The organism is Blastomonas sp. AAP53, assembly GCF_000331245.1.
In the GTDB taxonomy this organism is placed as follows: domain Bacteria; phylum Pseudomonadota; class Alphaproteobacteria; order Sphingomonadales; family Sphingomonadaceae; genus Blastomonas.
Genome location: NZ_ANFZ01000009.1, coordinates 539,447 through 560,353, shown reverse-complemented (window position 1 = coordinate 560,353; position 20,907 = coordinate 539,447). Strand labels below are relative to the sequence as shown.

General features: G+C 63.5%; 20 protein-coding genes. 11 read left to right on the top strand and 9 right to left on the bottom strand.

Annotated elements, in window-relative coordinates:
• Positions 1 to 66 precede the first annotated feature (66 nt).
• Entirely contained in the window at positions 67 to 1,299 is a 1,233-nt protein-coding gene (locus D618_RS0109655; RefSeq protein ID WP_017671309.1) for a potassium/proton antiporter, read from the top strand.
• Positions 1,300 to 1,315: 16 nt separating this feature from the next.
• Here D618_RS0109655 and moaB read toward each other — a convergent pair whose 3' ends face one another.
• Genes moaB through D618_RS0109640 form a run of 3 tightly spaced genes read right to left on the bottom strand, consistent with a single transcriptional unit; the run spans position 1,316 to position 4,376 of the window.
• Complete coding sequence (moaB, locus tag D618_RS0109650; RefSeq protein WP_017671308.1) at positions 1,316 to 1,843, bottom strand: molybdenum cofactor biosynthesis protein B; 528 nt, start codon at positions 1,841 to 1,843, stop codon at positions 1,316 to 1,318.
• A 6-nt stretch (positions 1,844 to 1,849) separates the two neighbouring features.
• Entirely contained in the window at positions 1,850 to 3,604 is a 1,755-nt protein-coding gene (locus D618_RS0109645) for a lytic transglycosylase domain-containing protein (RefSeq protein WP_017671307.1), read from the bottom strand.
• Between the two features lie 4 nt (positions 3,605 to 3,608).
• A complete protein-coding gene (locus D618_RS0109640; RefSeq protein WP_017671306.1) occupies positions 3,609 to 4,376 on the bottom strand; it encodes a hypothetical protein in 768 nt (255 codons plus the stop codon).
• 115 nt (positions 4,377 to 4,491) lie between these two features.
• Here D618_RS0109640 and D618_RS0109635 point away from each other — a divergent pair, with 115 nt between their 5' ends.
• Genes D618_RS0109635 through D618_RS0109605 form a run of 7 tightly spaced genes read left to right on the top strand, consistent with a single transcriptional unit; the run spans position 4,492 to position 12,636 of the window.
• Complete coding sequence (locus D618_RS0109635) at positions 4,492 to 6,144, top strand: electron transfer flavoprotein-ubiquinone oxidoreductase (protein ID WP_017671305.1); 1,653 nt, start codon at positions 4,492 to 4,494, stop codon at positions 6,142 to 6,144.
• A gap of 53 nt (positions 6,145 to 6,197) precedes the next feature.
• Positions 6,198 to 7,127 carry a 4-(cytidine 5'-diphospho)-2-C-methyl-D-erythritol kinase gene (locus D618_RS0109630; RefSeq protein ID WP_238550635.1) on the top strand — a complete coding sequence of 310 codons (930 nt, stop codon included), beginning with the start codon at positions 6,198 to 6,200 and terminating at the stop codon, positions 7,125 to 7,127.
• Positions 7,124 to 7,858, top strand: coding sequence for an N-formylglutamate amidohydrolase (locus D618_RS0109625; protein WP_017671303.1), 735 nt, complete (start codon positions 7,124 to 7,126; stop codon positions 7,856 to 7,858). The genes D618_RS0109630 and D618_RS0109625 overlap by 4 nt, the downstream gene beginning before the upstream one ends.
• A gap of 44 nt (positions 7,859 to 7,902) precedes the next feature.
• Positions 7,903 to 9,624 (top strand): dihydroxy-acid dehydratase, encoded by a 1,722-nt coding sequence (gene ilvD / locus D618_RS0109620; protein ID WP_017671302.1) that lies wholly within the window; start codon positions 7,903 to 7,905, stop codon positions 9,622 to 9,624.
• Positions 9,611 to 10,000 (top strand): hypothetical protein, encoded by a 390-nt coding sequence (locus D618_RS0109615; RefSeq protein WP_017671301.1) that lies wholly within the window; start codon positions 9,611 to 9,613, stop codon positions 9,998 to 10,000. Before ilvD ends, D618_RS0109615 begins: the two co-directional genes overlap by 14 nt.
• Positions 9,993 to 11,441 (top strand): NAD(P)H-hydrate dehydratase, encoded by a 1,449-nt coding sequence (locus D618_RS0109610; RefSeq protein WP_238550634.1) that lies wholly within the window; start codon positions 9,993 to 9,995, stop codon positions 11,439 to 11,441. The genes D618_RS0109615 and D618_RS0109610 overlap by 8 nt, the downstream gene beginning before the upstream one ends.
• A complete protein-coding gene (locus tag D618_RS0109605) occupies positions 11,413 to 12,636 on the top strand; it encodes a class I SAM-dependent RNA methyltransferase (protein WP_017671299.1) in 1,224 nt (407 codons plus the stop codon). The genes D618_RS0109610 and D618_RS0109605 overlap by 29 nt, the downstream gene beginning before the upstream one ends.
• A gap of 6 nt (positions 12,637 to 12,642) precedes the next feature.
• Here D618_RS0109605 and D618_RS0109600 read toward each other — a convergent pair whose 3' ends face one another.
• The 6 genes from D618_RS0109600 to D618_RS0109575 all read right to left on the bottom strand — a co-directional run bounded on the left by D618_RS0109600 (position 12,643) and on the right by D618_RS0109575 (position 18,409).
• Positions 12,643 to 13,083, bottom strand: coding sequence for an MAPEG family protein (locus D618_RS0109600; RefSeq protein ID WP_017671298.1), 441 nt, complete (start codon positions 13,081 to 13,083; stop codon positions 12,643 to 12,645).
• 13 nt (positions 13,084 to 13,096) lie between these two features.
• On the bottom strand, positions 13,097 to 13,525 hold the full coding sequence (locus D618_RS0109595) for an MAPEG family protein (protein ID WP_026091502.1): 429 nt from the start codon (positions 13,523 to 13,525) through the stop codon (positions 13,097 to 13,099).
• Positions 13,526 to 13,604: 79 nt separating this feature from the next.
• Entirely contained in the window at positions 13,605 to 14,798 is a 1,194-nt protein-coding gene (locus D618_RS0109590) for a type III PLP-dependent enzyme (protein WP_017671296.1), read from the bottom strand.
• A gap of 130 nt (positions 14,799 to 14,928) precedes the next feature.
• On the bottom strand, positions 14,929 to 16,101 hold the full coding sequence (locus tag D618_RS0109585; RefSeq protein ID WP_017671295.1) for a carboxynorspermidine decarboxylase: 1,173 nt from the start codon (positions 16,099 to 16,101) through the stop codon (positions 14,929 to 14,931).
• A gap of 5 nt (positions 16,102 to 16,106) precedes the next feature.
• Entirely contained in the window at positions 16,107 to 17,204 is a 1,098-nt protein-coding gene (locus D618_RS0109580; RefSeq protein WP_017671294.1) for an alpha/beta hydrolase, read from the bottom strand.
• Positions 17,204 to 18,409: a saccharopine dehydrogenase family protein gene (locus D618_RS0109575; RefSeq protein WP_017671293.1), complete on the bottom strand. Its 1,206-nt coding sequence runs from the start codon at positions 18,407 to 18,409 to the stop codon at positions 17,204 to 17,206. The genes D618_RS0109580 and D618_RS0109575 overlap by 1 nt, the downstream gene beginning before the upstream one ends.
• A 57-nt stretch (positions 18,410 to 18,466) precedes the next feature.
• On the opposite strand from D618_RS0109575, the gene D618_RS0109570 reads away from it, so the two are divergent.
• From D618_RS0109570 to D618_RS19025, 3 genes are read left to right on the top strand one after another with little or no spacing between them, the layout of a single operon-like run.
• Positions 18,467 to 19,450 (top strand): pyridoxal-phosphate dependent enzyme, encoded by a 984-nt coding sequence (locus tag D618_RS0109570; protein ID WP_017671292.1) that lies wholly within the window; start codon positions 18,467 to 18,469, stop codon positions 19,448 to 19,450.
• Positions 19,451 to 19,457: 7 nt separating this feature from the next.
• A complete protein-coding gene (locus D618_RS0109565) occupies positions 19,458 to 20,024 on the top strand; it encodes a sigma-70 family RNA polymerase sigma factor (RefSeq protein WP_017671291.1) in 567 nt (188 codons plus the stop codon).
• Positions 20,014 to 20,739, top strand: coding sequence for an anti-sigma factor (locus D618_RS19025; RefSeq protein WP_152414620.1), 726 nt, complete (start codon positions 20,014 to 20,016; stop codon positions 20,737 to 20,739). Before D618_RS0109565 ends, D618_RS19025 begins: the two co-directional genes overlap by 11 nt.
• Positions 20,740 to 20,907: the final 168 nt, after the last annotated feature.

Genomic DNA, 20,907 nt, shown 5'->3' with positions numbered 1-20,907 from the left:
AGGCTTTGCGAGGAACCGAGGGGGGAGCGCCTTGCTATGGGCCTGTCCAGATGCTCTTAAGACCAGATGCCGACCTTGCCCCTCCCTGTCGCCCTTCTGGTCATCGGCACGTTACTGCTGACCACGGTGATCGCAGGCTCGCTGACGAGCCGGTTCGGGCTGCCCGCACTGATCGGGTTTCTGGGGCTGGGAATGCTGGCGGGGGTCGATGGGCCCGGTCGTATCTCGTTCGACGATTATGAACTGACGCAGGGCGTCGGCGTGGCCTGCCTGATCTTCATTCTGTTTTCCGGCGGCATGGATACCAGCTGGCAGGCCGTGCGAAAGATGGTCCGGCCCGCCTTGGTGCTCGCGACGTTCGGGGTGCTGATCAGCGCGGTGATTACCGGCTTTGCTGCGGTCATGCTGCTCGATTTCAGCTGGTTTCAGGGCTTCTTGCTGGGTTCGGTCGTGGCGTCGACCGATGCGGCGGCGGTATTTGCGATCCTGCGTTCCACAGGGCTGGACCTGGGCGGCGATGTGCCAGCGTTGATCGAACTTGAATCGGGCACCAATGACCCGATGGCGATTTTCATGGTTGGTGCGGCCTTGCTGTTCATTGCGCAACCGGGTGCGTCGCCGCTCAGCCTGTTGCCCAGTTTCGGCGGCCAGATGGCGATGGGGGCCGTCATCGGGCTGGGGCTGGGGTGGCTGCTGCCCGAGCTTCTCAAGCGTCGCGCCTACCGGGCTAGCGGGCTGGCGTTCGTCGTCTCGATCGCCGCCGCCCTGATCGCCTATGGCCTTGCCGAAGTCATCGGCGGCAATGGGTTTCTGGCGGCCTATGTCGCAGGCCTGGTCGCCGGCAACCGCAGCTATGACGCGCGGCAGATCATATCGACCTTTCAGGATGGACTGGCCTGGCTTGGGCAGGTGGTGATGTTCCTGACCTTGGGCCTGCTGGTAGCCCCCAGCAATCTGATGGACGTGATCGTCCGAGGCCTTGGCATCACCTTCGTGCTGATGCTGGTGGCACGCCCGGTGAGCGTGTTCATCTGCCTTGCCCCGTTCCGCTCGCTCGACTGGCGCAAGAAGCTGTTCGTGTCATGGGCAGGGTTGCGCGGAGCGGTACCGATCGTGCTGGCGACCTTCCCGATGGTCGCAGGCGTGCCGGGGGCGTTCACGATCTTCAACATCGTGTTTTTCGTGGTGCTGCTGTCCAGCGTGATCCAGGGCCCGAGCATGAAATGGGTGGCAAGGAAGCTGGGCATCGGTGCGGCGGTGCAGACACCGCTGCCGCCAGACGCCGCTGAACAGGGATAGCAGAGCCGCTGGGCGCTTATGTTTCGCGCAGCCTGGGCATCAGTTCGATGAAGTTGCAGGGCCGGTTGCGGCTGTCGAGCTGTTCGTTGAGAATGCCATTCCAGCCATCCTTGACCGCGCCGTTCGATCCGGGCAGCGCGAAGATATAGGTGCCGCGCGAGAGCACTGCACAGGCGCGCGATTGCACGGTGCTGGTGCCGATGGTCTGGTAACTGAGCCAGCGGAACAGCTCGCCAAAGCCCGGAATGTCCTTTTCCTTCACCCGGTCGAGCGCTTCGGGCGTGATGTCGCGCCCGGTCAGGCCGGTGCCACCGGTGGAGATGATCGCATCGATTTCGGGGTCATCGATCCAGTTGTTCAGCCGCACCACCAGCCGCTCGACATCGTCGCGCTCGATCGCGCGGGTGATGAGCCGGTGGCCCTTGCCGGTGATCAACCCGGCCAGGATGTCGCCCGAGGTGTCATCGGCTGCGGTGCGCGTGTCCGATATGGTCAGCAGCGCGATGTTGATCGGCTTGAAGGCCCGGGATTCGTCAATCGGCATGGCGTTTCAGTTGTTCTGCACGGTGTTCAACCGAACTAGCTCGATGCCGCCAGCGTGCGGAAAACGCGGCCACATGCCCTGCGCCAGCCCGGTGGCGCTCTTGGAGTTCACGCCCGCCTGTTTTTCGTACATCCAGTAGTTGCGCAGGATGATGCCGACATAGGCGCGGGTTTCCCAATAGGGGATCGATTCGATGAAAAGGAGCGGATCGCCATTGTCGCGCACCTTTTCGTTCCAGCGACTGACGGGCAGGGGCCCTGCGTTGTAGGCGGCGATGATCTTGGGCAGCAGCCCCTGGGTTTCGGGCCGGGTGTTGAGGAATTCCAGATAACGCTGGCCATATTCGAGATTGACCGTGGGCTGGTAGAGGTCGCCGGCATCGAGCGACTGGCCGCGTGCCCGGGCCATGTCCTGCGCGGTGCCGGGGCGAACCTGCATCAGCCCGCGTGCATCTGCAGGGCTGCGCGCATCGCTGCGGAAATTCGATTCCTGCAGGGTGTGCGCATAGACCAGCGCCGGATCGACGCGCCAGCCATCCTGCGGCACCCAGCGCGGCGACGGGAAGCGGGCAAAGCTGTCCGGACGGCTGCCCTGCGGCCCGTTGTGTGCGAGCCACATCTGGGTCTGCGGCATCGACAAATCGCGTGCCAGGCGAAGCAGCGCATCGTGCGACTGGTCACCGGCAATCTGCGCCTCGTGCCGCAGCACCTGGTCGGCCAGCGTCGCTTCGCCAATCTGGCCCAGCGCGATCGCGCGGCGGACATTGGGCCGGTCTTTCAGCTGCTTCCAGTCGAGATCGTTGAAATCGGCCGCGCGCAACGCGGCAGCGCTCATGCCCATCTGCTCGGCGGCCAGCACGCCATACAGCGTCTCGCCATACTGGCTGGCGGAGCGTAGATTGGCCTGCACCAGATCGGGCCGGCGGCAGCGCGTGGCTGCACGCGAGGCCCAGTAATAGCCTGCCGCGCGCTGTTCCTCGTTCCAGGCATTGGCGGCGGCGCCTTCAAATCCTTGCAGGGCAGACGCGCAATCGCCCAGCCGCCATGCGGCAAGGCCAGCGGTCCAATGCGCCTCGCCCAGCCATTCGCCTGCACCGGATGTCGCGGCACGCGCCATCGCCAGAGCTTCGGAATCGCGGTTTTCCAGATAATAGGACCATGCCACCCGCTGCTGCAGCTCGGTGCGGGCATGGGCGCTCAGGAGGTCGAGCTGGCTGGACAGCACGGCTGCAGCGCCTGCAGGATCATCAGCAACAATCCGTTCCTGGATCTGGGCGGCGAGCGTCGCCGGCACCGTGCCATCGGCGACGCTGCGCGGCTTGCCGCGGCGGGTGAGCCCTGCAAAGCTGGCCATCCGAACAGTCTGCGGGCGATCGGGCAGGATGGTGGCGCCGCGCTTGGTGGCAAGCGTCGCCAGCCGTTCGGCATGCGGCAGTTCCGGCGCTGCGTTGAGCAGACTGAGCAGCGGCCCCATTTCCACCCGAGGCGAACTGGCGGCCAGATACAGCTCGGCGCGCGCAATCTCGTGCAGCAGGCCCTTGTCGCGGCTGTCGAGCAATTCCTTCGCCCGCGCCCAGTTCTGTCCCCGGATCGCGCCGAACACCTCGGCATAATATTGGCGGTCCGGCGAAGACAGTTGCTCGGGCACCTGTGTCTTGGCGACCCGCGTCGCGAAATAGCTGTACGACGAAACCTCGGCGAAAGCGGGCTGGCTCGAAAGGAGAGTCGCTCCGCAGGCGATGATCAGCGCTTTTTTCAGCAAGGGTTCACTCCAAGAGCAGCAGCTGCCAGTTTTGCCAAGCCATGGATTTCTCCTGCGCGATGCGATGAAGCATCAGGCTGAGCTTGCGCGTGACGACAGTTTTGAAAGTTCGGCCACCATGGTTAAGAATGTGTAAAGCGGGAGAGTTTTGCGATGGATCGTGGCCTAGCAGCGCTCTGGCGGTGTCTTCGCCCGCAACCACGATCATTTCCGGCGCAGCAAGAGCAATGTGGTGCATCGCAATCCGTTTCCACGCCGCGACATGGGGAACCGCCGCCTGGGCGTCGAGCACCAGCCGGGGGAAGAACGACGCGCGGTAGACATCGTCGTCGGAAAAGCCGCAGGCGCGAGCAATATTGTCCAGCAGAAGCCCGGATCGGCCGCTCAGCACGGTATCGGCGTCGTCACGTTGCGGGCAGTCGGCCAGTACCATGACCCTGGCTCCCGACTGGCCTCTGGGCCCGATATGCCGTCCATCGCCGCCATCCGGTCCCAGTGCACCTTCGCGCCAGGCGCGCTGGAAGGCCTCCAGGTCGGTCGGCAGTGCAATCTCGACCTTGGGCGCCGCGACAACCGGGGCAGGCGCAGTCGCTGGCCTCACCGCAGGTGCGCCATCGTCGGTCCGTGCCAGCGGGCGCGGCGTAGCGGGCGCTGGGTCGTCTGCCATCCAGTCGTTGGGCGCGTCGGAATAATCCCATTCGACCCCGGCCAGCTGCCACCAGTCGACCAGGCTTTGCGCTTCGCGCAGGGGATCGTTCGCGCGGCTCAGCACGTTGATACCCCAAAGCGGGTTGACTTGAACGCCGCAGCGCTATTGGAGTGAACGGGAAGGTCCATGCGATACGCCTTATGGCACAGGGCCGGTCCTGAGCAACGGGGAAGACAAGATGAGTGAACGCGAATCCATGCCATTTGACGTCGTGATTGTCGGCGCAGGCCCTGCCGGCCTCGCTGCGGCGATCCGGCTCAAACAGCTGGCGGCGGAAAACAACGCGGAAATCGAAGTCTGCGTCATCGAAAAAGGCTCGGAAGTTGGCGCGCACATCCTGTCGGGCGCGGTGGTCGATCCGATCGCACTTGACGAGCTGCTGCCCGATTGGCGGGAGCAGGGATGCCCGATGGCGGAGACGCCCGTCACCGAGAACCATCATTGGGTGCTGAGCAAATCGTCCAAGTTCGCTATCCCGCACATCACCACCCCCGGCTTCATGCACAACAAGGGCACCTATACCGGAAGCCTTGGCAATCTGTGTCGCTGGCTGGCGGAAAAGGCCGAGGAGATGGACGTCCAGATCTTCCCTGGCTTTGCTGCTGCGGAAATCCTGTACAACGACGATGGCTCGATCAAGGGTGTCGCGACCGGCGACATGGGCGTTGGCAAGGATGGCGAGCACAAGGCGGACTACACGCCGGGCCTCGAGCTGCACGCACGCTACACCTTCTTCGCCGAAGGTGCGCGCGGCCACCTCACCAAGATCTTGAAGCGCCAGTTCGATCTGGAAGCCAATTGCGAGCCGCAGACCTACGGAATCGGCCTCAAGGAACTGTGGGACATCGCTCCCAAGAAGCATGTACCGGGACGGGTCATCCACACCCAGGGATGGCCGCTCGATGATGCTTGGGGCGGCGGGTTCCTCTATCATCAGGCCAATGGCCAGGTCGCGCTCGGATTCGTGGTGGCCTTGTCCTATCAGAACCCGCACCTTTCGCCGTTCCAGGAATTCCAGCGCTGGAAGACGCATCCCGAGATCCGCAAGATTCTCGAAGGCGGCAAGCGCGTTTCGTACGGCGCGCGTGCGATCAACGAGGGCGGCTGGCAGTCGATCCCCAAGCTGGCATTCCCCGGCGGCGCCCTGATCGGGTGCAGTGCCGGTTTCGTCAACGTGCCGCGTATCAAGGGCAGCCACACCGCCATGAAATCGGGCATGCTGGCGGCTGAAAGTGCGTTCCGCGCCATCCAGGCCGACCGCACCTCCGATGAACTCGCCGATTATCAGGAAAACCTCAACGCCAGCTGGATCGCGACCGAGCTCAAGAAGGTCCAGAACGTCGAGCCTTGTGTTGACAAGTTCGGCGGCACGATGGGCACGGTTCTGGCCGGTATCGACATGTGGATGCGCCAGCTGGGAATCGGCCTGCCGATCACGATGAAGCATGACCCCGATTACAAGCACATGGGCCGCGCGGACCTGTACAAGCCGATCGACTATCCCAAGCCCGATGGCGTGATCACTTTCGATCGCCTGTCGTCGGTGTTCCTGTCGAACACCAACCACGAGGAGGACCAGCCGGTCCATCTGCAGTTGAAGGACCCCTCGCTGCCCGTAACGTACAATCTGCCATTGTATGACGAGCCGGCGCAGCGGTACTGCCCCGCAGGCGTGTACGAGATCGTGGGACAGGAAGAGGGCAATCCCCGCTTCCAGATCAACGCTCAGAACTGCGTCCACTGCAAGACCTGCGACATCAAGGAAATGAGCCAGAACATTAACTGGGTGGTGCCCGAAGGCGGCGGCGGCCCCAACTATCCCAACATGTAAGGGGTTCTGTCCCTCCCCGCACGGGGAGGGACTTTTATCGCGGGAACCCTGTGGTGCTGACCGAAACCGCCTTTGCCAAGGTCAACCTCGCGCTGCATGTTCGGCGGCGGAGGGACGATGGCTATCATGATCTCGAAAGTCTGTTCGTGTTCGTCGACTCCGGCGATTCGTTGCGGGCGGAACGGCGGGATGATGGCAAGCTGACGCTGAGCATTGATGGGCCGTTTGCCGCCGGGCTGGATGACGGTCCCGATAATCTGGTGCTGCGGGCTGCCCACACACTCAAACTCTCCGCTTGTCCCGAGCGAAGTCGAGAGAGTTTTGCGCCAGCCTCGGCACAACGCCCCTCGACTTCGCTTGGGAACGCGGACGAGGGGAAGGCCGGGTTTGATTTTGGCGCAAACCTCTATCTCACCAAGAACCTGCCGGTCGCCTCGGGAATCGGTGGCGGGTCTGCCGATGCCGCAGCGGCTCTGCGCCTGCTCAACCGCTTGTGGGGCTGCGGGCTCAATGACCGGCAATTGTGCGCCATCGCCGAAACCCTGGGCTCTGACATCCCCGCGTGCGTGATCAGCCAGACCTTGCGCGTCGAAGGGCGCGGCGAGGCGCTGGAACCGCTTGATCTGCCGGAGTTGGCAGGCATGCCGATCCTGCTCGTCAATCCCGGCATCCCGCTGGGCACAGCGCCCGTGTTCAAGGGCTGGGATCAGCAGGACCGGGGACCGCTCGATAGCTCCAGCCTGGAGGCCATCATTGCGCATGGCCGCAACGATCTGGAAAGCCCCGCCCGGACGTTGGTGCCGGCCATCGGCACGGTATTGGACGCGTTGTCCGCGCAACCGGGGGCAATTGTCGCGCGCATGTCGGGCAGCGGCGCAACCTGCTTTGCTCTGTTCACCACCTCCGAAGCTGCTGATGCCGCGCAGCGAGCGCTGGCAGCAAAATATCCCGGCTGGTGGACTTTGGCAGGATCCGTGCGATGAGTGGGTTTCAACCCTATGAAATCATTGAGCCTGTCGTGGGGGCGGTGGGCGCGAACATCTGCATCATCGCCGATCACGCTAGCAATCATGCGCCGACAGGCATAGATCTGGGCGTGCCCGCCCACGTGCTAGCGCAGCATGTGGCTATCGATATCGGCGTGGCCAGCGTATCGCAGCAGCTGTGCGCATTGCTTGGCTGCGGCGCGGTGCTGGCGCGGGTGTCGCGGCTGGTGATCGATTTCAACCGCGAGGAAGACGCGCCGGGCCTTGTCCCGGCGACCAGCGACGGCATCGTCATTCCGGGCAACGCCAACGCTGATGTCGAAGCGCGGCTCGCGGCCTTTTATCGGCCCTACCACGCCGCCATCGAGCGCACCTTGCAGGCATTGCAGCGGCCATTCATCCTCTCGCTGCACAGCTTCACGTCCTCACTTGCCTCTCGGCCCGATGAACAGCGCCCCTGGGATGTTGGGGTTCTCTACAACCGTGATGATCGCGCTGCTCGCGTCGCCATTCCTCTGCTGACCGATGCAGGGCTGGTTGTCGGCGATCAACTCCCCTATTCGGGCACCCTGCTCAACGCGACGATGAACCGCCACGCTGAACTGCCGGGGCGGCCCTATCTGGGTATCGAAATGCGGCAGGATCGGGTGGGTGATGACGAGGGAGCTGCCCGAATGGCGGCGATCCTGGCCCCGGTTTTGCTCGCATGCAGCAATAGTCTTGCGTAACGGCGCTGTTTTTGGAAAGAGCGCGGCCAAAGAAAGGCCCTGATATGACACATTCGTTCGACAAGTCGAAACTGCCCAGCCGCCACGTTTCGGTAGGACCCGAGCGTGCACCGCACCGCAGCTATTATTATGCGATGGGTCTGACCGAAGAAGAGATTTCCCGGCCCTTCGTCGCGGTGGCCAGCGCGGGCAACGACAGCGCGCCGTGCAACACCACGCTCGACGCCCAGGCCGATGCCTGCCGCGAGGGCGTGAACGCAGGCGGCGGCATGCCGCGCCGGTTCAACACCATCACCGTCACCGACGGCATCGCGATGGGCCATCAGGGCATGAAGAGCTCGCTGGTCAGCCGCGAAGTCATCGCGGATTCGGTCGAGCTTTCGGTGCGCGGGCACTGCTATGACGCGCTGGTCGGCTTTGCCGGGTGCGACAAGTCGCTGCCGGGCATGATGATGGCGATGCTGCGATTGAACGTGCCGTCGATCTTTGTCTATGGCGGGTCGATCCTGCCTGGCCATTTCGGCGGCAAGGATGTCACCGTGGTCGACGTGTTCGAGGCGGTGGGCCAGCATGCGGCAGGCAAGTGCCCATTGAAGGATCTGACCGCGCTGGAGAAGGTCGCATGTCCCGGCCATGGCGCATGCGGCGGCCAGTTCACCGCCAACACGATGGCGTGCGTCGGCGAAGCGATCGGGCTTTCGCTGCCCAACAGCAACATGGTGCCCGCGCCATACCAGAGCCGCGCGGAAATCGCGATGGCAGCAGGCAGGCAGGTCATGGAACTTCTGGCTCGCAACATCAGGCCGCGTGACATCTGTACCCGTGAAGCCTTTGAAAATGCTGCGCGCGTTGTCGCTGCGACCGGCGGCTCGACCAATGGCGCGCTGCATCTTCCGGCCATGGCGAACGAGGCGGGGATCGACTTCGACCTGTTCGACGTCGCTGAAATGTTCAAGTCCACGCCCTATATCGCCGATCTCAAGCCCGGCGGGCGCTATGTCGCCAAGGACATGTACGAGGCCGGCGGCGTGTACATGCTGATGAAGACGATGCTGGCCAATGGCCTGCTGCATGGCAACTGCCTCACCGTGACCGGCAAGACGTTGGGCGAGAATATCGATGAGGTTACCTGGAACCCCGACCAGAAGGTGATCTATGACGTCAAGACGCCGCTCAGCCCGACTGGCGGTGTTGTCGGCCTCAAGGGATCGCTGGCGCCCGATGGCGCGATCGTCAAGGTCGCCGGCATGGCGCGGCTGCAGTTCACCGGGCCTGCCCAGGTGTTCGATTGCGAAGAGGATTGCTTTGCCGCCGTCGAGGCACGGCAGATCAAGGAAGGCTCGGTCATCATCATCCGCTATGAAGGGCCCAAGGGTGGCCCCGGCATGCGCGAGATGCTGTCCACCACCGCTGCGCTGTACGGACAGGGCATGGGCGAAAGCGTCGCGCTGATCACCGACGGGCGCTTCTCGGGCGCGACACGTGGCTTCTGCATCGGCCATGTCGGCCCCGAGGCAGCCGATGGCGGTCCGATCGCGCTGATCGAGGAAGGCGACATCATCGCCATCGACGCAGAGGCTGGCACGATCGACCTGCTGGTCGACGACGCGGTGCTGGCCGAGCGTCGCAAGGCATGGCAGCCGCGCACCAACGATTATCAGGCGGGTGCGCTGTGGCGCTTTGCCCAGAATGTCGGACCGGCGAGCCAGGGCGCGGTGACGCACCCCGGCGCCAAATCGGAAAGGCATGTCTATGCGGACATCTGACCGGCTGGTCGGGACGCTGTGCCTTGCCTTGCTCGCAGCTGGCTGTTCCGACCCCTCAAGTCCGGCGGGACCTGAATCGGTTGCCGACGGAGACGACGCCAAGGTGTCGTGCGCCCTTGCGGGCGAAACCGAGTTTACCGAACAGTGCGAAGTCGAACGGGTCCAGTCCGGAGCTGCGCGCGAACTGGTGCTGCGCCATCCGGATGGAGGGTTTCGCCGGTTCGAAATCGTGACCGACGGCCGCGGACTGGTGGCTGCCGATGGCGCGGAGGAGGCGGTGATCACACCGCTTTCTGACGGGCGCATCCAGCTTTCCGTGGGGCCGGATCGATATCGCATTCCGGCAACCGTCAAGCCCGGTGCGGGCGGTGGTTGACGGATCTTCAGCGGTTCTGACGGTCGCCCAGATGGTGGCGGCCGAACAGGCGGTGTTTGACGGCGGGACCTCGGTGGACGCGCTGATGCTGCGCGCGGGCCAGGGCGCAGGGGAGATGATCTGGCGGATCGGCGGGCATACACCCACGCTGATCTTGTGTGGGCCCGGCAACAACGGCGGCGATGGCTATGTCATCGCTGAATTCTTGCGGGAAAAGGGCGTCCCGGTCAGCGTGGCGGCGCTGACCGATCCACGCACCCCTGCCGCCCGGCATGCCCGCCTGCAGTTTCGGGGCGAGGTGATGGCGCTGGCCGATGCTGTTCCGCACGCGCAGCTGGTCGATTGCCTGTTCGGCAGCGGTCTGACACGCCCACTCGATGCGGAGTTATGGCAGCGTTTTTCCTGGCTGGTGCGACAGGCGCAGCGCAGCTTCGCTGTGGATCTGCCCAGCGGAGCGGATGCCGATCGCGCGGTCTGGCTCAACGCTCCGCTGCGCTTCGATCATGTTCTGGCGCTGGGCGCATGGAAATACGCGCATATGCTGGAGCCGGTCGCCAGCGATTGCGGCGCATTGAGCCTGATCGACATCGAGGTTGGATCAGGTGATGACCACGTCCACAGGCTGCAAAAGCCGGTAATCGCGCCGCCCAGTGCAACTTCGCACAAATACCGTCGTGGCCTTGTCGCCATCCTTGTGGGTGCAATGCCTGGCGCGGCTTTGCTCGCGGCCCGTGCGGCGCAGGGCAGCGGTGCAGGCTATGTCAAGCTGATCGGCGCAGGCGAAGCGCCTGCGGCGCTGCCCGCTGATCTGGTATGGGAACGGGCGGACGATGCCGACGCGGTTGCCGGGCGGTTGGAGGATGACCGCATCGGCGTAGTGCTGATCGGGCCTGGTCTGGGCCGCGACGCCGGGGGCTCTGCGCTGCTCGGCGCTGCTGTGGCGACACCCCGCCCGCTGGTGGTTGATGCCGATGCCTTGCACCTGTTGCAGGCGCACCGCGAGGCATTGGCTGCGCGCCGCTCTCCGCTGATCTTGACCCCGCATCATGGCGAGGCGATGGCGCTGGCGGCCAATGCGGGGCACGAGCTGAACGGTATCAACAAGGTCGAGGATGCGCAGCGGCTTGCCGCAGCATGGGCGGCGCATCTGCTGTACAAGGGCGCAGACAGCGTAATCGCCGCGCCGGACGGTGCCACCGTAATAGCCGACCGGCGCTGCTCCTGGCTATCGGTTGCTGGCACCGGCGATGTGCTCGCGGGATGCCTTGCTGCACGGCTCGCGAACCACGGCAGGGCTTTCGCTGCCATGACAGAGGCCGTATGGCTCCACGACCGCGCAGCGCGGATTGCAGGCGCAGTGTTCTCGGCGCTGCAACTCGCAAGCGCTTTGCCCATGGCTCTGGAGTCCTGTCTTGACCGATCACCTGCCCGTCGTGGCTGACGACATCATTGTGCGGATTGCCGCGCGGGGCGATGGCGTTACCGCATCTGGCCGCCATGTCGCAGGTGCCGCGCCAGGAGACAGTGTCGCACCCGATGGCAGCATCCTCCCAGGACCGCACCACGCCACGCCGCCCTGTCCGCATTTCGGCAGCTGCGGCGGGTGTAGCCTGCAGCACCTCGATGATGCGGCATTAGCCGATTTCGTTCGCGACCGCGTGACCGGGCCGCTCGCCGCGAAGGGCATCGTCGCGCGCGATGTCCGCCCGGTCCACCTATCGCCGCCACGCAGCCGCAGGCGGGCATCGCTCCGCTACGTCCGCAAGGGTCAGCAGGTGACTTTGGGATTTGCCGGGCAGGGCAGTCACGATCTAGTCGATGTTCGTGCGTGCGAAATCGTGACGCCACGACTGCATGACGTCATGATGGCGGTGCGCACGTTGATCGCCAAATGGCCGGTATCGAAGGTTTCGGGACAAGTTGAACTGTCCGAGATCGATCAGGGTATCGATGTGTTGATCACCGGGCTGGCACCGTCCACCTTGGCCCAGCACGAACTGCTGGCGGGCTTCGCTGAACGCCACGCGCTGGCGCGGCTGTCGATCGATCAGGGGCTGGGGCCTGAAACGCAATACGAGCCGGTGCCCGCGACGGTGAGCTTCGGCACGGTTGAGGTCCGCTTTCCGCAGGGCAGCTTTCTGCAGGCGACGCGCGACGGCGAGGCAGCGCTGGCGGCTGCGGCTACCGAGGCGCTGCAAGGCTGCCGGATGATTGCGGACCTGTTTGCAGGGCTCGGAAGCTTTGCCTTCCATCTGGGCGCGCCAGGGCGCAAGATCTACGCGGCCGAAGCGGCGCGCGATGCGCTGCTGGCGCTCAAGGGCGCCGCCGATGCGCGCCAATTGCCCGTGTTCACCGATCATCGCGACCTGTTCCGCAATCCGGTTCAGCACGACATGCTTGACCGGCTCGACGGGCTGGTGCTCGATCCGCCGCGCGCCGGCGCGGAAGCTCAGGTGGCCGCGATCGCCGGATCGACGCTGAAACGGCTTTGCTATGTCAGCTGCAATCCCGCCACCTTCGCGCGCGACGCGCGAACGTTGTGCGACGCCGGGTTCGTGCTCGATACCTTATGGCCGGTGGGCCAGTTCCGCTGGTCGACGCATGTGGAACTGGCCAGCCTGTTCATCCGGCCCTGATCCGGCTCAACCGATATGCAGGTCGAAGATCGGGATTGCCGCGTGAAAGATCAGCACGATCAGGCACAGGCTCGATGAAGCGAACAGCATAAACCGCACCGCGACGCGGTTGACGGTTGCCTGCACCAGGCTGTGCGCTACGCGCAGGGCGACGTACAGCCATGCGACGGCGAGGTTCATGCCTTCGCCATGTCCGATGATGGCCAGCACGATACTGACCGCATAGAAGATCGTCGGTTCGGCCAGCAGATGATTGTAATTATGCGCTTTCCACTGGATGTCCGCAGGAAGAACGGCGTCCAGATCCTTGCCGGTGCCGCCCTTGAGATTGGCGACGTCGATCTTGGCGCGCTGCATCGCGGGGATGCGGGTAACGTACATCCACAGCCACATGACCATGGTCCAGGCGAGCAGGGCGACAACGGGTTGGAGAATGGCAGGTGTCATTGTGATAGCCCTTTCAAAGTGTCGCGAGCAGGGCGCGGACGGCCAGCAAGATCAGGCAGAGCGTGGAGCCCAGGAACAGCAGGAAGCGGGTCTGCACCTTGTTGACCGTCGCTTGCCAGATGCTGTGGATGATGCGGATCAGCGCATAGCCCCAGGCGAGCGCGACGTTGATGCCATCGGCCCCTGCGCCTGCGATCGCGAGGATCGCGATAGTCGCATAGAAGATGGTCGGTTGTTCCATCAAGTGCGCGTAATTGTGGGATTTCCAGGCGGTCTGCGGCGGCAATGCCGGGTCGAGATCGCTGCCACGGCCACCCACGGCCTTGGAGATATCGACACCCGCCTTCTTGGCAGCGGGAAGTCGTGTGCCGGCCATCCAGAACAGCATGACAAGCGACCAGAGCACCAGCACGGCTGCTGGTGTGAGTATATTCGCGGACATCGGCAGTTTCCTCCCCCTGCTTCTGGGGAGGAAACTGCGTCAGCCCTGATAGATTGTCAATCGCAACTGTTTTGGGCGATCAGCGGTTGATGCTGACCACGTTGTCGGCGCGCCAGTGCGGGCGGGCCTCGCCCGTGTACATCGACTGCATCGGCTCGTCGGCAACGGTGTAATGCTCGCTGGTACCAAAGCCGTTGAACGCGGTGCGCATGGCCGCGCCATACGCTCCGATCATGCCGATCTCGATATAATCGCCGGCCTTGATGTCCGCAGGGAGCGGGAAGGGGCCAGCCATATAGTCGATATCGTCGCAGGTCGGACCGAAGAACGCGAAATCTGCCATCGTGCTGCTGCGCGTGTCGCCCAGGTAGCGGACCGGGAAGCGCCAGCCGATATGCGCGGCATCGAACAATGCGCCATAGGCACCGTCGTTGATATACAGTTCGTCACCACGGCGGCGATCGACGCGTACCACGATCGAATTGTACTCGGCGCACAGGGCGCGGCCAGGCTCGCACCACAGTTCCGCCGAATAGCTGATCGGCAGGCTTTCGAACGTGCGCTCGATGATCGCGAAATAGTCCTCCAGTGGCGGAGGCTGCATGCCCGGATAGGCCGAGGGGAAGCCACCGCCGACATCGATGACGTCCACGGTGACCGATGCATCGACAATCGCTGCACGAACGCGATCGAGCGCCTGCACATAGGCGTGCGGGCTCATCGCCTGGCTGCCGACATGGAAGCAGATGCCCAGACTGTCAGCCGCCTGGCGGGCGGCCATCAGCAGGTCGCGTGCTTCGGTCAGTTCGGTGCCGAATTTCGACGCAAGGCTCAGCTCCGAATGTTCGGAAGACACGCGCAGGCGGACGCACAATGTGAGGTCCTCGGGCGCACCGGTCGCGGCGACGATCTTGTCGAGCTCTTCGCGGCAATCGAGCGAGAACACGCGCACGCCGTGGCTGTGATAGGCCTCGGTGATGGCTTCCGGGGTCTTGACCGGGTGCATGAAGCACAGCGTTGCGTCTGGCAGCGTCTCGGCGACCAGCCGGACCTCGGCGATCGAGGCGACATCGTAATGCGTGATTCCCGCATTCCACAGCACGCGCAACAGGTCTGGCGAAGGATTCGCCTTGACCGCGTAAAGCGATTTGCCAGGAAAACGATCAACGAAAAACTTCGCCGCGCGCGTTGCCGCTTGCGGACGGTTCAGCGTAACCGGCTGTGCCGGTGAAAGAGCCTGAATCAGCTCCAGCGCATCAAGGAAATTGTGCAACTCAAGGGACCCCCAAAAAACAGAACAAACAACAAGGCTGCCTTGCGGTTATTGGAAGTCCCCATGGGGCAGCGGAAGGCGTAAATAGGATCGAGGGGGGCGCGTGTAAAGCGGAAATTTGCGCCCTTTTTCAGCCCAATCGGTCACGGAATGTCTCATATCCGAACGACCGGATCTCGCGCAGGCTGTCGTCGTCGCTGTTCCACAGCCAGATCGATGGTAGCGGCACACCATTGAACGTATTGGTTTTTACCATCGAATAGTGTGCCTGGTCGAGAAACGCGAAGCGCTGTCCCGGCTCCAGCGGCACGGGCAGGCCGTAGTCGCCGATGATGTCGCCTGCCAGGCACGAGGGGCCGCCAAGCCGTATCGGCTCTGCGGCGGGCTGTTCACCCAGCATCGCGGGGCGATAGGGCGCTTCGATTACATCGGGCATGTGGCAGGTTGCCGAAATGTCTGTGATCCCCACCTTCATGCCGTTGTCGAAGACGTCGAGCAGTTCGCCGATCAGGATGCCCGCGTCGAGCGCCACGGCCTCGCCAGGTTCGAGATAGATCTCGCACCCGGTGCGTTCCTTCACGGCAATCAGGAACTCGACCAGTTCGTCGCGCTGATAATCCGCCCGGGTAATGTGGTGACCACCCCCAAAGTTCAGCCATTTCAATTGGTTGAAATAGGGTTTCAGCAAGGGTTCGAGCTTGGCCCAGATCTGTTGCAGCGGAAGCAGATCCTGCTCGCACAGCGAATGGAAATGGATTCCGGACACGCCTTCGAGATGTTCGGGGCGCAGCTGGTCGACGGGATGGCCCAGGCGGCTGTGCGGCTGAGACGGATCGTACTTGGCCGTTTCACCCAGCGGCAGTGCAGGATTGATCCGCAGGCCGATGTCGAACTGCTGCCCGTCGCCGCGCGCCTGATCGATCAACCCGGCGAATCGCGCAATCTGACCGGGGCTGTTGAAGATGACATGATCGGACAGCGTCAGGATCTCGCTGAGGTCATCCGCCTTGTAGCCCGCGCAATAGGTCGCGACCTCGCCGCGATAATATTCGGACGCCATGCGCGCTTCCCACAGGCCCGACGAGCAGGTGCCGTCAAGATACTCGCTGACAACATCGCCCAGCCGCCAGAACGAGAATGCCTTCAATGCGGCGAGCATCTTGATGCCGGCGCGATCGCGAACATCGGCGAGGATCGTGAGGTTCCGCCGCACGGCCGCTTCGTCGACAACGAACGCGGGCGAGGGGACGCGGTTCAGGTCGAAATGCCGGAACGCTCCGGGATCGCCAGCCTTGGTTTCCATTCTAGTCAGTCCTTATCAGCGAAGGGGCGCACGTGGTCGATCAACGCCTGCAAAACTCGCCCGGGCTCTTCGACCATCGGCATATGCGAGGAATGTTCGAACCAGATCGTGCGTTTTGACGGCGCCTCGAGCCGTTCCATCCATTGCGCCGCCAGTGGCGACGGCACGGTGTAGTCAGTCCGTCCGAGCAACATGACGACGGGCGTCTTGAGGCTCAGGGTCTGCGTGAAGCTGATGTCCGCAACTCTGGGCCAAAGCGTGGCCGTCGAAAATTCGCTTCCCTTGCCCCAGGCTTTGCGGTCTTCGGGCGTATATTCTGGCGAAAGCCGAGGCGTCTGAAAATACCGCGTCAGCTCGGGGCGGTTGGCAATCAGGGATCCGTACCGGATTGCATATCTGCGCCAGCCATCGGCCTGCACGATGGTGAACGGTCCGGTATCGGGATAAGGCTTGAGTGCCTGGATCGCGGCCACATCGTCCATCCGCCCGGCTTTGGTCGCTTGCTCGATCGTCCAGGCCATGCCCATACGCTCGCCTTCGCGAAAATCGATTGCCTGGCCCATGCCGATATAGGCGTACAACAGATCAGGACGCTTGATCGCCACGGATAGGCCGACTGCCGAACCCCAGCTGTGGCCCAGCACGAACACCCGCTGCTTACCGAACCGCTTGCGGAGCAGCTCGATCAATTCGATGGCATCGTCGCGATAGCGATCGAGCGTCATCGTAGGCGCAATCGCTGCGGGATCGCTGAGCGCATAGCTCTTGCCAGCGCCGCGCTGGTCCCATTGCACGACCGTGAAGAAATCTTCCCAGGGCCGCTGGAACGACCAGGCAAACGGCATCTCGACCGCGCCGGGTCCGCCATGGATGAACAGCAGGATCGGGCTGTTCCGGTCGGCACCGCGAATGTTAATCGCCTGCGGCACACCGCCCAGCATGACCACATGATCTTCCTGCACGCCCGCCGGTGTCACGATCCGGTTCGCGTCGCGGATAATCTCGCGCGCTGCGGCATAAGGATCATCCGGGATCGGCTGGGCCTGTGCAGCGGTCGCAGCCAGTGTGGCTGCGACCGCTGCCATGCGGAGCAAACGGACCATCAGAACGCCAGCGGCGCGTCGAGTTCCTTCACCTGCCAGGGCAGGCCATGCTTGTTGAGCATGTCCATGTACGGATCGGGATCGAACTGTTCCATGTTGAACACGCCTTCACCCTTCCAGGTGCCGGTCAGGATCATCGCTGCGCCGATCATCGCCGGAACGCCGGTGGTGTAGCTCACCGCCTGGTTGCCGGTTTCGGCAAAGGCGTCCTCATGATCGCAGATGTTGTAGACATAGACGGTCTTGTCCTGCCCATCCTTCACACCGGTGGCGATGTCGCCGATATTGGTCTTGCCCTTGGTCGTTTCGCCCAGTGAGGCAGGCTCGGGCAGCACGGCCTTGAGGAACTGCAGCGGGATGATCTCGCGGCCTTCGTACATCACCGGATCGATCCGGGTCATGCCGACATTCTGCAGCACTTCCAGATGCTTGAGATACGCATCTCCAAAGGTCATCCAGAAACGGATGCGCTTGATCTCGGGATAATGCTTGGCCAGCGATTCCAGCTCCTCATGGTACATGAGGTACATGTTCTTCTCGCCCACGGCCTCGAAATCGAACACCTGCTTGTGGCTGAGCGCGGGGCCTTCGACCCATTCACCGTCTGCCCAATGGCGCGAGGGCGCGGTCACTTCGCGGATGTTGATTTCCGGGTTGAAGTTGGTGGCGAAATGCTGGCCATGGTCGCCGCCGTTGCAATCGAGGATGTCGAGCGTGTCGATCCGGTCGAGCAGGTGCTTCTTGATGTAGCTGGCGAACACGCTGGTGACGCCGGGGTCGAAGCCCGACCCAAGCAGCGCCATGAGGCCGGCTTCCTTGAAGCGATCGTGATAGGCCCATTGCCAGCCATATTCGAACTTCGCCTCGTCGCGTGGCTCGTAATTGGCGGTGTCCATGTAATGCACGCCAGTGCGCAGGCAGGCATCCATGATATTGAGGTCCTGATAGGGCAGGGCCAGGTTGCACACGAGATCGGGCTTTACCCGCTCGATCAGCGCAGAGGTTGCATCGACATCGTCAGCATCGACTTCGGCGGTGGCGATCTTGACGCCGGTGCGGGCCAGCACCGATTCGGCAATCGCGTCGCACTTGGCCACACGGCGGCTCGCCAGCGTGATCTCGCTGAAGATATCCGCGTTCATCGCCATCTTGTGTACCGCGACGGAGCCTACGCCGCCTGCACCGATCACCAGAATCTTGCCCAAAGTCGGTTTTTCCTTATTGCTGGAATTGCTGTTAGCGGGTGCATATAGAGGCTCTGCATGACAGAACCAAGTGATCCCCTTAACGCAGACCGCAAGCCAAGCCGTGAAGGCATTGAGCGTGCGGCCAAAAAGATATCGGCGATTCTTCCGCCGACGCCGCTGATGCCGTTGAAGCATGAGGGGATGACTTTGTGGTGCAAAGCGGAATGCCTCCAACCGATCGGGGCATTCAAGATTCGCGGGGCCTGGCACCGTCTGTCGGACCTGACCGAGGAAGAGCGCGCGCGCGGCGTCGTCGCCTTTTCCAGCGGCAATCATGCGCAGGGCGTTGCGTGGGCCGCCAAGCGGCTGCAGATCAAGGCAACAATCGTGATGCCTGCCGATGCACCATCGCGCAAAATCGAATCGACGCGCGGCTACGGGGCAGAGATCATCACTTATGATCGCCGGACCGAGGACCGCGTCGCCATTGCCAACCGGATCGCGGCAGAGACCGGAGCGGTCGTGGTTCCCAGCTTTGACGATCCTTGGATCATCGAAGGCCAGGGCAGCACCGGTCTGGAGGCGATGGTTCAGATCATTGCCCAGGCCGGCATTCACCCGCATCGTGTGGTGGCCTGCTGTGGCGGCGGAGGGCTGGCCGCCGGCATCGCGCTGGCCATGCCGGGCGCGAAGATGACCATTGTCGAGCCGGATGGCTGGGACGATATGGGCAATTCGCTGCGCGGGAAGAGGATCGTCCCTGTTGCTGCCAATGCCCCCCACACGGTGTGCGATGCGCTTCAGACTCCGCTGGTGTCACCGCTGACGTTCGACATCCTGAAGGAGCGCAAGGCCGAAGCGGTGAGTGTGTCCGATGAGGAAGTGTTCCGTGCGATGCGGCACGCGCACGAACGGTTGCGACTGGTGCTCGAGCCCGGCGGTGCGGTAGCGCTGGCAGCGGTGCTGGCAGGCAAGGTTGAAGTGGACGACCGCACGCTGATCATCCTGTCCGGCGGCAATGTCGAACCGGCGCTGTTTTCGCGGGCTCTGGCATCGTGAGCCGCCCGTGACGCCAGCCAGCAATGAACGGCGGGCCGACCTGCAGGCCGCACTGATGCGCGTGGCGCAACAGGACCGCGAAGCGCTCCGCACCGTGTATGCGATGACCTCTGCGAAACTGCACGGCGTTTGTCTCCGTATCTGCATCGACAGGGGCGCGGCGGAGGACGTATTGCAGAACGTGTATCTCAAGGTTTGGCAGCGTGCCGGGTCGTTCGATCCGGCCAAGGCGAGCGCCATCGCCTGGCTGTGCGCCATTGCACGCAATGCGGCGATCGATTGGCGCAGAAGCCAGCGTTATGAAGACCCATTGCCTGTCGACCTCGCCGAAACCCTGGTGGACGAAACCGCCGATCCGTCTGCCGCTCTGGCGCAGGACGGTGACCGCGCGCAAATATTTCACTGCATGTCGGAGCTGGAGCCGGCACGTGCCACCGCCATTCGTGCAGGTTTCTTCCAGGGGCTCAGCTATCCCGAGATCGCCGAGGCCATGGACAAGCCCGTGGGGACCGTGAAGAGCTGGATCCGCCGCGGTCTGATGCAATTGAAGGAGTGCCTGTCGCGTGAGCAGTGATGCCATGCCCGAACGGTCTGCCATGGCGGCCGAATTGGCTCTGGGCCTGCTGGAGGGAGCAGAGCGCGCAACCGCGTTGCGTCTGCTGCTGTCTGACGCTGCCTTTGCCGCAGAGGTCGATGGCTGGCGCGCGCGCCTGGCGCCCTTGTATGATGGTTTTGCTGATATCGCAGCGCCTGCTGGGCTGATGGAGCGGATCGACGGGCTGATCGATGCCGAAGAGGCGAACGACAAGCCCGCACCGATCGCGATGATCGCGCCGCGCAATGCAGCTTCCGGTTGGAAGGCTGCGACCTTCGCAGCATCGGCCATTGCGGCGGTGCTGGCGCTGGCGCTGTTGTGGCCGAGCCCCTCGATCGAACCCAGGCCTGCGACCAATCCAGACATGGCAGTGGCGCAGCTGACAGGGCCGATCGACGGCTTGCTGCTGACTGCGCGTTACGATGGCAGTACCTCCGAGATGCTGGTCCGAGTGGAAGGCATGCCGGTCACCGAAACCGAGCCGGAGTTGTGGATCGTGCCTGCCGATGGCCAGCCACGCCGGCTGGGCCGCCTGATGCGGGGCGGCGTGACCCGCATTGCGGTCCCCGAAGGGCACCGCAAGTTCATCGATCCGCTGAGCAACCTGATCCTGACAATGGAGCCCAAGGTATTGCCCGATCCTGACAAGCCCAGCGCGCCGGCCGTGGCGCAGGGACGCCTCCAGCGCATCTAGCGCGCAGGCCGTCGAGAGCACCACCTGACCTGCTTGCCATGATCGCCGGAAAACCGCCCGGATATGGCGCGGTGCGCCTGTGTTCCGCGTCGGCGTTTCTAAAACAGTGATGCGCCAGAACCAAATATTCGACAATTGTTAACCCGCCCGCATCCGGGTTTCATTTCC